Origin of the sequence: Empedobacter sp. UBA7620 (genome assembly GCF_002484185.1) — a bacterium.
Taxonomy (GTDB): domain Bacteria; phylum Bacteroidota; class Bacteroidia; order Flavobacteriales; family Weeksellaceae; genus Empedobacter; species Empedobacter falsenii_C.
Genome location: NZ_DLJI01000022.1, coordinates 98,502 through 112,132, shown reverse-complemented (window position 1 = coordinate 112,132; position 13,631 = coordinate 98,502). Strand labels below are relative to the sequence as shown.

Annotated in this window: 12 protein-coding genes; 4 read left to right on the top strand and 8 right to left on the bottom strand. The window is 32.1% G+C overall.

Annotation, left to right across the window (positions count from 1 at the left end):
• Positions 1–203: 203 nt before the first annotated feature.
• Positions 204–1,403 (bottom strand): glycine C-acetyltransferase, encoded by a 1,200-nt coding sequence (kbl, locus tag B2217_RS04810; RefSeq protein ID WP_291122141.1) that lies wholly within the window; start codon positions 1,401–1,403, stop codon positions 204–206.
• Positions 1,404–1,498: 95 nt separating this feature from the next.
• Here kbl and B2217_RS04805 point away from each other — a divergent pair, with 95 nt between their 5' ends.
• Complete coding sequence (locus tag B2217_RS04805; protein WP_291122140.1) at positions 1,499–2,410, top strand: GNAT family N-acetyltransferase; 912 nt, start codon at positions 1,499–1,501, stop codon at positions 2,408–2,410.
• Positions 2,411–2,706: 296 nt separating this feature from the next.
• On the opposite strand, the gene B2217_RS04800 is transcribed toward B2217_RS04805, so the two are convergent.
• Genes B2217_RS04800 through queA form a run of 4 tightly spaced genes read right to left on the bottom strand, consistent with a single transcriptional unit; the run spans position 2,707 to position 6,767 of the window.
• Positions 2,707–3,639: a polyprenyl synthetase family protein gene (locus B2217_RS04800; RefSeq protein ID WP_180906365.1), complete on the bottom strand. Its 933-nt coding sequence runs from the start codon at positions 3,637–3,639 to the stop codon at positions 2,707–2,709.
• A gap of 56 nt (positions 3,640–3,695) precedes the next feature.
• Positions 3,696–4,649, bottom strand: coding sequence for a hypothetical protein (locus B2217_RS04795; protein WP_125350211.1), 954 nt, complete (start codon positions 4,647–4,649; stop codon positions 3,696–3,698).
• A gap of 11 nt (positions 4,650–4,660) precedes the next feature.
• Positions 4,661–5,710 carry a 23S rRNA (adenine(2503)-C(2))-methyltransferase RlmN gene (gene rlmN, locus B2217_RS04790; RefSeq protein ID WP_038336309.1) on the bottom strand — a complete coding sequence of 350 codons (1,050 nt, stop codon included), beginning with the start codon at positions 5,708–5,710 and terminating at the stop codon, positions 4,661–4,663.
• A gap of 7 nt (positions 5,711–5,717) precedes the next feature.
• Positions 5,718–6,767 (bottom strand): tRNA preQ1(34) S-adenosylmethionine ribosyltransferase-isomerase QueA, encoded by a 1,050-nt coding sequence (gene queA, locus B2217_RS04785; RefSeq protein ID WP_038336356.1) that lies wholly within the window; start codon positions 6,765–6,767, stop codon positions 5,718–5,720.
• Between the two features lie 158 nt (positions 6,768–6,925).
• Between queA and B2217_RS04780 the strand changes: the two genes are divergently transcribed.
• A complete protein-coding gene (locus B2217_RS04780) occupies positions 6,926–7,510 on the top strand; it encodes a TlpA family protein disulfide reductase (RefSeq protein ID WP_180906366.1) in 585 nt (194 codons plus the stop codon).
• Positions 7,511–7,759: 249 nt separating this feature from the next.
• Positions 7,760–10,585, top strand: coding sequence for a GEVED domain-containing protein (locus B2217_RS04775; RefSeq protein ID WP_291122139.1), 2,826 nt, complete (start codon positions 7,760–7,762; stop codon positions 10,583–10,585).
• A 396-nt stretch (positions 10,586–10,981) separates the two neighbouring features.
• Here the strand turns inward: B2217_RS04775 and B2217_RS04770 are convergent, their stop codons facing one another.
• The 3 genes from B2217_RS04770 to B2217_RS04760 are packed head-to-tail and all read right to left on the bottom strand — an operon-like array spanning position 10,982 to position 13,305.
• A complete protein-coding gene (locus B2217_RS04770) occupies positions 10,982–12,064 on the bottom strand; it encodes a glucosaminidase domain-containing protein (RefSeq protein WP_291122138.1) in 1,083 nt (360 codons plus the stop codon).
• Positions 12,061–12,978, bottom strand: a complete 918-nt coding sequence (locus B2217_RS04765) for a 1-aminocyclopropane-1-carboxylate deaminase/D-cysteine desulfhydrase (protein WP_180906369.1) — start codon at positions 12,976–12,978, stop codon at positions 12,061–12,063. The genes B2217_RS04770 and B2217_RS04765 overlap by 4 nt, the downstream gene beginning before the upstream one ends.
• Complete coding sequence (locus B2217_RS04760) at positions 12,979–13,305, bottom strand: hypothetical protein (RefSeq protein ID WP_114999988.1); 327 nt, start codon at positions 13,303–13,305, stop codon at positions 12,979–12,981.
• A gap of 161 nt (positions 13,306–13,466) precedes the next feature.
• Here B2217_RS04760 and B2217_RS04755 point away from each other — a divergent pair, with 161 nt between their 5' ends.
• Complete coding sequence (locus B2217_RS04755; RefSeq protein WP_180906370.1) at positions 13,467–13,628, top strand: DUF5522 domain-containing protein; 162 nt, start codon at positions 13,467–13,469, stop codon at positions 13,626–13,628.
• The last annotated feature ends 3 nt before the right edge of the window (positions 13,629–13,631 follow it).

The following is a 13,631-nucleotide window of genomic DNA, read 5'->3' as shown; positions in this document are numbered from 1 at the left end:
GAAGGATAAACCAAGGTTAATTCCGATTAAATTAATACGAATTTTTCTTCCTTTTTATAAATTCCAAGATTGGAGATTTATGATGAAGTATTATTTGAAATATTTTAAGCGAAATTATTCTGCTTCTTGTTTACTGTTACAAAAGAAATAAAAAAAAGCCGTTTCGAAATATGAAACGGCTTGTATATAAAGATTGAGGATTCTTACTTAATCACTCCTAATTCTTTACCAACTTTTGTAAAAGCAGCAATTGTATGATCTAATTGCTCTTTTGTATGTGCAGCAGATAATTGTACACGAATACGTGCTTTATCACGAGGAACAACAGGGAAAAAGAATCCGATTACATAAACACCTTCATCTAATAATTTGTCAGCCATTACTTGAGATAATTTTGCATCATACAACATAACAGGTACAATTGCAGCATCACCTTCTGGAATATCAAAACCAGCAGCAACCATCTCTTTGCGGAAATATTCAGCATTCCACATTACTTTATCACGTAAAGTTGTATCATTTTCTAACATTTCTAACACTTGTAAAGCAGCACCAACAATTCCAGGAGCTAAAGAGTTAGAGAATAAATATGGACGAGATTTTTGACGTAACATTTCGATTACTTCTTTTTTACCAGAAGTAAATCCACCCATTGCACCACCTAAAGCTTTTCCTAAAGTAGATGTAATGATGTCTACACGTCCCATTACTTCGTTGTGCTCATGTGTTCCACGTCCAGTTTTTCCAATAAAACCAGTTGCGTGAGAATCATCAACCATTACCAAAGCATCGTATTTATCAGCTAAATCACAAACACCTTTTAAGTCTGCAACGATACCATCCATAGAGAAAACTCCGTCTGTTACAATAATTTTGAAACGATGATTTTTTTCTGAAGCTACAATTAATTGAGCCTCTAAATCAGCCATATTATTGTTTTTATAACGATAACGAGCAACTTTACATAAACGAACACCATCAATAATAGAAGCGTGGTTTAATTCATCAGAAATAATAGCATCTTCTTCTGTAAACAAAGGCTCAAAAACACCACCATTTGCGTCAAAAGCAGCAGCATATAAAATCGTATCTTCCATTCCTAAGAAATTAGCGATTTTTTTCTCTAATTGTTTGTGTACATCTTGCGTACCACAAATAAAACGAACCGAAGACATTCCGTATCCGCGGTCATCTAACATTTTTTGAGAAGCTGAGATAACGTCTTTATTATCAGATAATCCTAAATAGTTGTTCGCACAAAAATTAAGTAATGTTTTACCATTTTCTAATGTAATTTCTGCACTTTGAGGAGAAGCAATGATGCGTTCTTTTTTGAATAATCCTTGTTCTTCTAAATCATTCAATTGCGTTTGTAAGTAGTTTTGAAATTTATCGCTATACATAATAAATCACTTTTTGTTTTGATATGTTTCATACAAATATAAATGTTTGCGGGCATATTTTTCGTATTTTTGTGAGACATAAAAAATAATAAACAGTGTTTCTAATCATCATATTTAGTTTTCAGTTCTATTTCTTAGCAAAATTTTTCAAAAAGGATAAATTAAAAACGGTTTTATCAGCAGTAGGATTATACATAGCGGGTGAGATTGCTTTTTCTTTTGTATTTGTTTTATTGTTTGCTTCAGGAATTATTGATATCGGTGTTAATTTTAATAGTTCATCTATGGATAATTTGATGGAAAATAGCCTTAAAATGAATAAATTTTTGGCCGAAAATTATGTGTCAATTGCTGTACAAGTCTTTTTATACATTGGTATCGGAATGTTTTATTACAATTCATTAAAGCGTAAATGGACATTGCAAATGTTAGAAGTCGAAATTGATAAACGTAAAGATGAAATTCTACAAAATTTAGAAGTTAATCAAAAAATAAATCCAGTAAAATTGGACGTTTATCCTCATTTTCACACTATTAATGAGAAAAACATTCATTTAGTTCAACCTTTGGCAAATGAGATTTGGAACGAATGTTACAAAGATTTATTATCCCAAGATCAAATCAATTATATGATTGATATGATGTATAATACTGACAAAGTAAACGAAGGAATTGCAAATGGAGATGTTTGGGAAATCCTGAAAATTGATAATGTTCCGTCTGGTTATTTGCATTACAAATTAGATGAAAATAATACTGTTTTCTTATCCAAAATTTACTTGAAAGAGTCTAATCAAACCAAAGGAATTGGACAATTGATGTTGAATAGAGTTGTAGATTATGCGAGAGAAAAAGGTGCAAAAGCTGTTCATTTAACAGTGAATAAACACAATGCGAAAGCAATTCGTTTTTATGAGAAAAATGGTTTCAAGAATATGGAATCAAAAACATTTGATATCGGAAATGGATATATTATGGATGATTATATTTATCAGAAATCCATTTAAAAATAAGGTTTTAATCAAAATATAAAGTCATTACGGTTTGTAATGGCTTTTTTTATGTTGTAAACAAAGTGTCTAGAACCAAGCTGACTTAATTCGTAATGTCGTGAGGTTGATTTAGTTTTTAAAGTGATGAGAAGCTGAATTCAATTCAGCTTGACATTTTCCGCTAATTTATTATTGAAAATAGATCTTAATTTATCGGAGTCATATTGAACTTGTTTCAATATCGCATCCAGAGCTTAGAACTGTTAATTCTTAATGTAAAACAAAAAGGACTTCAATTAGAAGTCCTTTTGTTATTTTTCTCTTTCGATAACGTATTTCACCATTGTTTCCAATGAATTTCGAAATTCACTTTCTGGGAATTCGTATAGTATATCTAAAGCCTCTTGGCTATATTGTTTCATCATTTTTTGCGTGTACTCAATTCCGCCGTGATCTTTTACATACTGAATAATTTCTCGTACACGTTTTTTGTCATTGTTGTAACGTTTTACCGAATTAATCAACCATTTTTTGTCTTTTTCATTCGCTGTATTGATTGAATAAATCAACGGTAACGTCATTTTTTGTTCTTTGATGTCAATTCCGACAGGCTTTCCAATTGCATTAGAAGTGGTATAATCAAACAAATCATCTTTAATCTGAAAGGCAATTCCAACCAATTCACCAAAACGATGCATTTTTTTCGCTACTTCTTCCGAACAACCAACAGAACGTGCTCCAGCCTCACAACAAGCTGCGATAAGCGTTGCCGTTTTCATTCGAATAATCTCGAAGTATACATCTTCTGTAATATCAAGTTTTCGCGCTTTTTCGATTTGCAATAATTCACCTTCCGAAATTTCCTGTATCGCAACCGAAACAACTTCAAGTAAATCAAAATCTTTGTTTTTAGTCGAAATAATTAAGGTCTTTGACAAAAAATAATCTCCCACCAAAATAGCTACTTTGTTCTTCCAAATCGCATTAAGTGAAAAGAAACCACGACGCAATGTACTATCATCCACTACATCATCGTGTACTAAAGTTGCGGTGTGAATAAGCTCGATAAAAGAAGCTGCACGATAGGTACGTTCTTGTACTTCGCCATTTAATTTTGCAGTTAAAAATACAAACATCGGACGCATTTGTTTTCCTTTTCTGCGCACGATATAATTGGAAATACGGTCAAGAAGCGAAACATTACTCTTCATCGATTCGAAGAATTTCTGTTCAAACAATTTCATTTCCTCCGCGATCGGAGCTTTAATCAAATCTACCGTGTTACCCAAAATTTATTTTTTTAATTCGTAAAATTATTGATGCAATGTACAACCTGTTTTGCATAGAATCCTTTATAGTTAAATTCCTCTCCGCTAAAACAAATTTTGTTTTCGGTTGGCAAAACTGAAATACCTTCCAATTGTCCCAACTGTGTCGTGAAGCCCAAAGGTAAACTTATTTTTTTAACTTGAGAAGTGAAGAATAACTGATTGTTATCTTTTGGCAAATCGAACCAATTGATAAAAGTTAACGCTTCTTTTGTGTAGCCCAATAGATAAATTCCTTTGGTAGAACTATTTACATCAGCATCGATATAAGCAGCAGCTACAGCGTAATTTGTAGGAAAAGTTTCTAACTTTTTGGCTGCGTGTTTTTTAGAAGAGTCAATAGGAACAACATAATGAGACGTTGACATATTTGACCATTCTTTTGTAAAAATATGCAATTGATTTTGGTAGACAAAAAATGCTTCTGCGTCCCAATTTGTCGTCATATTTTTGAACTGAAAAGTTTCTTGTTCTGGATAATAAAATTCTATTTTTTCAGCTTTTAATTGCTGATAAGATTTTGAATAATCGATGTTTGATTTCTGGATAAAATAAATGGCTAAATCTTTTCGTTTGCCCAAATTATTTCCAAAATCTGCAAAATAAATTCGATTATCATCCGAAGACATTTCTTCCCAATCGATATTTGGAGCATTTGTGATGAAAATAGTATTGATAATTTTACCTGTTTTTGCATCAAAACGATACAATTCTGGTTTGGAATCAGAATCGTTTAAACCCCAAAAAGAAGCCACATTTTTATCTTCTTTTTCATATTCTAAAGTCGAAATTTCGTTCAAAGTAGGCGGTAAGTTGATACTTTCCATTTTATAATCATCAATAGAAATTGTATCGATGTTTTCTACTATTTGCGCGAAAGAGAATTTAGTCAGAATCAAAAATAAAAATATGGCTAAATATTTCATTTGATTATGTTTTAATCATTTCCAGTTTTATTGGCTAATTGTCCGCAAGCTGCATCAATATCTTTTCCGCGACTACGACGTACATTTACCACAATATTGTTGGATTCTAAAGCTTTGATATAATTGTTAACTGCTTCTTCTGATGCTTGTTTGTAGATTCCGTCATCAATCGAATTATATTCGATAATATTCACTTTAGAAGGAATTTTTCGACAGAATTTTACCAATGCATCGATATCTTCTTTTTTATCATTAACACCGCCCCAAACAATATATTCGAACGTAATTCGTAAACCTGTTTGTTGGTACCAATATTGAAGACTATCCATTAAATCCGTCAACGGAAATTTAACAGAAAAAGGCATAATCACATTACGAACTTCTTCTCGAGCCGAATGTAAAGATACCGCAAGGTTAACACGTAAATCTTCGTCAGCCAGTTTTTCAATCATTTTAGGAATTCCCGAAGTAGAAACTGTAATTCGTCTTGGAGCCATTCCTAGTCCTTCTGGCAATGTGATTTTTTTGATGGCAGAAATTACTTCGTTATAATTTAACAAAGGTTCTCCCATTCCCATAAATACGATATTGCTTAAAGGACGATTGAAATAACGTTTACTTTCTTCATCGATAATCACAACTTGATCGACGATTTCGGCAGCTGTTAAGTTACGCATACGTTTTAATTGCGCTGTTGCACAAAAAGTACAATCCAAGCTACAACCAACTTGCGAAGAAACGCATGCAGTTGTGCGAGAATCAGTCGGAATTAAAACAGATTCCACAACGTTACCATCATGAAGTTTAACCGCATTCTTGATGGTTCCGTCGTTAGATTTTTGTAGAAGATCAACTTCAACAGGTTGAATTTGGAAAGATTCTCCCAATTGCTCACGTAGAGCTTTTGAGATATTCGTCATGTCATCAAATTGATGCGCATTCTTTTTCCATAACCATTCGTACACTTGTTTTGCGCGGAATGATTTTTCTCCAATCTCTTTGAAATAATCTTCAATCTCAGCTTGTGAAAGCTTTCGTATATCTTTTTTTGTTGTACTCAAACTTGTCTTATAAGATTAACATTGCATCTCCGTAAGAGTAGAATTTGTATCCTTCTTTTACAGCTTCGTTGTATGCTTTCATTGTTAAATCGTGTCCAGCAAACGCAGAAATCATCATGATTAATGTAGATTTTGGTGTGTGGAAGTTTGTAATCATACAATTTGCAATAGAGAAATCGTATGGTGGGTGAATAAATTTGTTCGTCCAACCATCAAATGCATTTAAATGACCATCTGCAGAAACAGAAGATTCGATAGAACGCATAGAAGTTGTACCAATAGCACAAACTTTTTTCTTCTCGTCAATTGCACGATTTACAAGATCAGCAGATTCTTGAGGAATAATAACTTGCTCAGACTCCATTTTGTGTTTAGATAAATCTTCAACCTCTACAGCTTGAAAAGTTCCTAAACCAATGTGTAATGTTAATTCAGCAAAATCAACACCTTTAATTTCTAAACGTTTTAATAAGTGTTTAGAAAAGTGTAAACCAGCTGTTGGTGCAGCAACAGCTCCTTCGTGTTTTGCATAAATTGTTTGGTAACGCTCTGCATCTTCTGGTTCAACATCACGTAAAATATATTTTGGAAGTGGAGTTTCTCCTAATTCTTTCAATTTTGCACGGAATTCTTCGTAAGATCCATCAAATAAGAAACGTAAAGTACGTCCACGAGAAGTTGTATTGTCAACAACCTCTGCAACTAATGTATCATCATTATCGAAGAATAATTTATTTCCGATACGAATTTTACGCGCAGGATCAACCAAAACATCCCATAAACGAGTCTCAGCATCTAATTCTCTTAGCAAGAAAACTTCGATTTGAGCACCAGTTTTCTCTTTGTTACCCATCAAACGAGCAGGGAAAACTTTCGTATTGTTACGAATCATTACATCTCCTTCGTCGAAATACTCGATAAGATCTTTAAATTGTCTATGTTCAATTTCTCCGGTGTCACGGTGAACAACCATTAAGCGAGCTTCGTCTCTGTTTTCAGAAGGGCGATCTGCTAAAAGTTCTTCAGGTAAAGTAAAGTCGAAATCGGAGGTTTTCATTTTCATAATTGTACAATTTTTTGCAAATATACGATGTCAGATACCCCTTTGTCAAGTGAATTGAGGTATTTTATGAAATTGCTAACGTTTAAATGTTTATTTTTGACGAAAGACTTATAGATATTATCAAGTTTTTTAATACTTATTTGAAAAATAAAATGAAAACGAAACTACTATTACTATCAATGTTTTTTACATTTTTTAGTTGTAATAAATCCGAACAAAAAATTGAAGAATCTGCTGAAATAGAAAAGATTGATTCTGTTGCAAAAAAAGAATCACCAGAATCAGAAATTCCGAAAGAATTGATAAAAGCACCAGATTTTTCTTTGGCTGATATCAATGGAAAACGATTTGACTTATCAGATTTCAAAGGAAAATATGTCTACATGGATATTTGGGCAACATGGTGTGGACCTTGCAAAGTTCAAATTCCTTTTATGAAAGAATTGGAAAAACAATTTCATAATGCACCAATTCATTTTGTAAGTGTTTCTTTGGATAAATTAGAAGATAAGCCAATTTGGGAAAAAATGGTGAGAGAAAATCAGATGTCTGGTGTACAGTTATTTGCAGGAAGAGAAGATAACTTTGGCTTTGATTATAAGATAGAATATATCCCGACTTTTATTATTTTAGACAAAGAAGGAAATATTATGATTGATCGCGCGCCTGCACCGATGGATTATCAAACAGGAGAAATCAATCAGCAATTGGTTGATATTCTCAAAATAATGAAATAAAAAAAAGTTTTAAAAAATGTCTCTAAAATTATACTTTTTAGAGACATTTTTTATGAAAAAAACCGAATGTAGTTTGTTGAATTCTTTTTATTTATTTTTAATAAATATAGATTTATTTTCTTAAATAGTGTTTAATAATTAATTAAAATAATGTTTTTATTGATTATTTATTAAATAATTTCGTTTATTTTTTTTTGTATTGATATTAAAAATGTATATTTGTATTACTAATATTTAATGAATTAATACATGAAGAAAATTTTACTATTATGTGGTATAGCGCTAGGTATTGGCGCGAATGCACAAGTCTCAGTTAAAGAGGGGTTCGAAGGAACAGCGCTTCCGACGACTTGGGTTGGAGCTGGAGGTTATACACCAGCTAGCTATACAGGAGTGTATAATAATGCGGGGTGTACTGGAGCTGACAGAGCTTGGGGAGCTGCTTTAGTGGGAACTGCTGCCTCTGGAAAAACAGCTACTCTTACTTATACTAAGCCTGCTGCGATGGTGACTAATGGAAAGCAAGTTGACATTAGCTTTGATTATGTCATAGAGGATTTCTTACAAAATAATGTAGGGGAACTTAAAGGAGATATTCTTGTACAATATTCTACTGCTTCAATAGGGACTACTTTTACAACAGTTTCTACGATTCCATATAGTGGAACAACAGGTGAATGTGTACATGTTACAGCCTCTATAGCTGATGGAATTGTTAATGGAGCAAATTTTAGGTTTAGAATTTCAGTAACAAGTTCAAGTGCGAATAATACTAACGGAGCATTAGTATTTTTAGATAATATTTCTATTTTACAAAAGGTTGATGCTCTTCCAAGTTGTACTACTCTTTCTACTCCAGTAGATGGTGCGACAGGTGTTTTTGTTAGACCAACTTTTACATGGGGAATTGCTGCAAATGCACATGCTTACAAATTGTATTTAGGAAGTGTGTCAGCTAATTACAATGCAATAAATGGAGAAGAACTATCTTCAGGTTATATGTTACCTGCAGCTCAAGCGTTGGCGGCTAATACGAAATATTTTGCTAAAATTGTTGCAACTAATAGTTTAGGAGATGCTGTAGGTTGTGTGGAAACTACATTTACAACAGGTGAAAATGCGCTTGCTCCATATTGTGGACCGATCATTACTACTATTCCTGCTCAGATGTTCCCAATCAAATCATTCAAATTTGGAGATATTGAAAAAATATCTGATGAAGCGGCTACTACTTTTGGAACGTTTGAAGCTCATCAAAATTTTACAACAACAAAATTCGAAATGAATGATGATGTAACGTCAGTGCCATTTACTTTATCAGGAATAGGATCGGGAAGTAATAATTTTGCTGCTGCGATATACGTCGACTGGAATGAAGATGGTGATTTTGATGATGCGGGAGAAGCTTATTTCAATACAACAACAACAATGTTGGTGTCAAATGTTGTAACAGGTGGTGTAATTAATTTAAAAGGAGATTTAGCTATTCCAACAGGTGTTAAAGCCGGAGAGAAGAGAATGAGAGTGAAGTATAATTTCACAAATACTTCTGTTATTCATAATGCTCTTTCTACAGCTTGTTCAGATATTGGAAATGGTCAAGTAGAAGAGTATACAATTAATGTAAAATCTACTGCACTTACATATTGTGATGCTCAAGCGACTTCTACAAGTAATAGTTTTGCAAGAATTGTTAATGTTAAATTCGCGGATATAGATAATGCTTCGACAGCTTTATATAATAATAACGGATACGAAGATTTCACTAACATTGTAGGGAATGTTCAAACTAATAATAAATACCCAATTGAGGTTAAGATTTCTAATTTCTATGGTGATAAAACAAGTGTTTGGATAGATTATAACCAAGATGGAGTGTTTACAGATAACGAAAAAACAAATATGACTGTAAACGCAGCTACATCAACTGGTGTTGTTAAAATTCCTTCTGATGCAAAATTAGGAAAAACTCGTATGAGAGTTAGAACGACTTATTCTACAGATCCTCAACCATGTGGAAATACTACATTTGGTCAAGTCGAAGATTATACAATTGATATAAAAGAAGGGGTAGCAACACTTCCTGATTGTGTTACAATTACAGCTCCAACAAAAGATGCAGTTAATGTAGCAACAACTACTAAAATTACTTGGAATACTGTTGATAATGCAGATAAGTATAAAGTTTATATAGGGACTTCTTCTGGAGTTTATGATATAGTAGATGGAAAAGAAGTTACAGAAACAAGTTATGCTACTTCTATGGCTGCTAATACGAAATATTTTGTAAAAGTGGTAGCTTCAAATGAAACAGGTGATGCAACAGGATGTGAAGAGATTTCATTTACAACAGCTGCTAACTATACTTATTGTAACAACGGAATTAATATGATTTGTAGTGATGGTGATGTTATTGAAAATGTAACATTTGCAGGAGTTAATAAAGATTCTAGTTGTAGTGGAGCAACAGGTTATTCTGATTTCACATCATTGGTTGCAGAAGTGTCTACTGGAGGAACTTATCCTATTTCTGTAAAAGTTGGACCTTCAGGTGATGGTTGGTTATATGAATCTGTAGGTGTGTGGATTGATTTTAACCAGAATGGTACTTTTGAAGAAAATGAGTATACTTACGTAGGAACAGGACTTGCAGAAGTTCTTACTAAAGATATAATTATTCCTTCTGATGCAAAATTAGGAAAAACAAGAATGAGAGTTGTATTATCTGCATCAAAAGCAGATGCTTTTGGTCATCATTTCGCTTGCGGACCAAATAATGCAAATGAGGCATATGGTGAGATGGAAGATTACACTGTTAATGTAGGAAAATTAGGTGTGTCAGATATGAGTAAAACTACGATATCAATATATCCTAATCCATTCAAAGATGTGTTAAGAATCTCTGATGTTAAAGATGCTGTTTCTATTGTTGTTACTGATCTTTCTGGAAGAACATTAGCAAATATGAAACCAGCTACAGAGCTTAATTTATCAGCACTTAGCAAAGGTGTTTATATTGTAACAATTAAATATGCTGATGGAAGTACTAAGACAACAAAAGTTGTTAAAAACTAACTTTAGATATTAATTTTAATAACAAGCGCCACCCAATTTGGGTGGCGTTTTTTTTGATATAATTCTAATCGTTTATAAATTAATGAAACTCTGAATCTTAATGATAAACCTAAATTGTAAAGCTAAAACATATATACATCATATAATTCAGCTTAAAACCTAAGCTTTAAAATGAAAAAGGATATCATCGTTATTTATTTTTTTTTATTAATCTAATTTAGTAAGTTAAGTGTTGATTTTTAAGTGTCTGTTGGTGTGTCTAGTAAATGTGGAAGATTTATAAATGAGATAATGAAAGTTTGTTAAATTAGGATTTGATTAGTTTAAATAATTAAATGTTTTCTAAAACGATGAAATAAAAAAAGCTTCCTTCTGGAAGCTTTTTTATTGAGATTATTATGCTCTAACTTTTGTTTTCAAATTAATTCGTTGTCCAACTCTTGGCTGCTCACCTGGTTCCATACGATTTAGCTTGTATAGATTGTTAACTCTCACACCAAAACGTTGCGAGATCGTGTACATATCGTCACCTTCTTGCACTTTGTACGAATAATCAGAACCTTTTGTTTTCTTTTTTCCGAAGAATACAATTTGTCCATCTTTCAATTTAGAACCCATTTGTATTTCATTGAAATTCGCAATATCCGAAGGAACTTTGTTGTACGTTTTAGAAATTGTCGCAATTGTTTCTCCTGCTTGTGCAACGATATAAGGAATATTATTTTTATGATTTTTGATGCGCGTTGTCGGAGTTTGCGTACGAGTTTCGTAGGTAATCGTTTTAGTATTATTTACGATTGGCTCACTTTCTATAACATTATTTTTTGGTTGATAAGACGCTAATGCAACTTCTTCTTTGATGGTTTTTGGCTCTTTTTTCGTTTTAGATTTTGACGAATTATTTGCCAGCATCATATCATCTTGATTGTTGTATAACGTGTACAATTTTGCATAAACTTCTTCTGGAGAAATCTTATCAAATTGATCTAAATTATATTTCTCAATTCTTGAAATTAATTTTGACGCATATTTTGGATCAGTTGCATAACCAGATTTTTTAAGACCATTAGCCCAAGCATTATAATCTGTCGGATCTAAAATAAACAAAGCTTTGTAATATGGTCTTAACGCCAAAAATTTAGAATGATCTCTATAACTTTCTTCAACTGAAGAATATTTTCTGAAACATTCGCCTTTTGCATCATCATCGTGATAAATTCGAGGTTTATCCAACGACCATTCTTCAGGACCTTTACATTTTATTCCGAAGTGATTATTGGCTTGATCGGCTAATTTACTTTGTCCGCCGCCAGTTTCCAATAAACCTTGAGCCAACGTAATACTTGCCGGAACTTTGTAAAGTTGCATTTCTTCAACAGCTAAAATAGCGTGTTTTCGAATGTAAGTTATGTCTCTACTTTCTTGTGCTTGCGCCGAAATTGTCAACACTAAGCTAAAAACGTATAACAATTTTTTCATTCTATAATATTTTTGTTCTTCTTCTTTAAAAGTTTGTTCATTCCTTCAATTCCTTGCAATCCGCCTGTATGAACCAAAAGAATTTTAGAATTATCACTAAAATAATGATTTTTAATTAATTGAAAAATTCCAAAAACCATTTTTCCAGTGTAAATAGGATCCAATTGAATATGGTTAATTCGCTTGAAATCATTTACAAAAGTAATTAATTCATCCGAAACTTTCCCATATCCGCCAAAATGATAATCATTAAAAATAGTGAAATTCGTTTTATTTGTCAATTTTTCGATTTCATTTTGGATAAAATCTCCCTTTAAACTCGGAAAACCTAAAACTTTTTGATGAGGTTTCGAGCTTTCAATCAATCCAGCAATTGTTCCACAAGTTCCGATTGCCGAAGCAATAAAATCATATTCGAAACAATCATCGTACAGAATTTCTTCACAACCTTTTATTGCAAAATCATTTGTACCTCCTTCTGGAATAACGTAAGTGTTTGGATATTTAGTGTTTAAATGATTAATAAATTCTACTTCATCCTTTTTTCGGTATTCTTCCCTCGAAATAAAATGCAATTGCATTCCACATTCTTTTGCAAAACGTAATGTAGGATTTTCATCGATTTTATCCTTCAATTCTTCTCCGCGAATAAAACCGATAGTTTCGAAATGATGTAATAGTCCAGCTGCTGCCGTTGCCGCAATATGATTAGAAAAAGCACCTCCAAATGTTATCAATTTTTTGAAACCTTGTTTTTCAGCTTCAATAAAATTATATTTCAGTTTTCGGTATTTATTTCCAGAAATTTCGGGATGAATCAAATCTTCTCTTAATATAGAAAGTTGAATATTAAGAGAAGTTAAATGTTTGATGTCAATGTTTTGAATTTGAGCTTTATAATCGTTCCAAATCATTTAGATATATTTTAGAAAACTATAAAATTTTCGTTTTTTCAAATAATTCAAATTGTGTTCGTTTGCATAAGCTTCACGCTCAAAACTAATATTGCGATATGCTTTATGTTGATCGCGATATTGAATTAATCGAATCGCATATTCAATCAAGTAAAAAGGATAAAAGAACACAACCAAAAGTTCGAGTTGCTGAATGATATGAATGGTTTCGTGATTGATTAAAACTTCATCATTTTTCAGTTTTTTATCTCTCAAAAAAATGAAAGGAAAAATGGTAATTCCAATAAAATTCTTTCGGAATAAATGACTCAAAACAACTACAAACATGATTTAGGTAATTCGATTTTGTTGCAAAATTAATCAATCTGTGAAGATATTGATTTAAAAAGCATTAAAAATCGTAAATTTAGAGGAAGTTTCACAAATAATTATCATACCAAAATTAATGATAGTTTATAGATAAAAGTTGTAATTTCACAGCATTAGAAATGAAAAAGTTTGAAGAAGGAGATTATTATTTATCTCCAGAAGGTTTCAGAATATTTACTGAACAATATCTAAAAAGAAGAGGATATTGTTGCAAAAGTGGATGCAAACATTGTCCGTATGGATACGACAAAAAAACAGATAAAATAAAGAATAAGAAATAATTA

Bases quoted from the DNA above. Each gene is read 5' to 3' on its own strand.
- B2217_RS04800 (WP_180906365.1), bottom strand. From the start codon at position 3,639: ATGAAATTGTTTGAACAGAAATTCTTCGAATCGATGAAGAGTAATGTT.
- B2217_RS04765 (WP_180906369.1), bottom strand. From the start codon at position 12,978: ATGATTTGGAACGATTATAAAGCTCAAATTCAAAACATTGACATCAAA.
- B2217_RS04780 (WP_180906366.1), top strand. From the start codon at position 6,926: ATGAAAACGAAACTACTATTACTATCAATGTTTTTTACATTTTTTAGT.
- kbl (WP_291122141.1), bottom strand. From the start codon at position 1,403: ATGTATAGCGATAAATTTCAAAACTACTTACAAACGCAATTGAATGAT.
- B2217_RS04760 (WP_114999988.1), bottom strand. From the start codon at position 13,305: ATGTTTGTAGTTGTTTTGAGTCATTTATTCCGAAAGAATTTTATTGGA.
- B2217_RS04755 (WP_180906370.1), top strand. From the start codon at position 13,467: ATGAAAAAGTTTGAAGAAGGAGATTATTATTTATCTCCAGAAGGTTTC.
- queA (WP_038336356.1), bottom strand. From the start codon at position 6,767: ATGAAAACCTCCGATTTCGACTTTACTTTACCTGAAGAACTTTTAGCA.
- B2217_RS04795 (WP_125350211.1), bottom strand. From the start codon at position 4,649: ATGAAATATTTAGCCATATTTTTATTTTTGATTCTGACTAAATTCTCT.
- B2217_RS04775 (WP_291122139.1), top strand. From the start codon at position 7,760: ATGAAGAAAATTTTACTATTATGTGGTATAGCGCTAGGTATTGGCGCG.
- B2217_RS04770 (WP_291122138.1), bottom strand. From the start codon at position 12,064: ATGAAAAAATTGTTATACGTTTTTAGCTTAGTGTTGACAATTTCGGCG.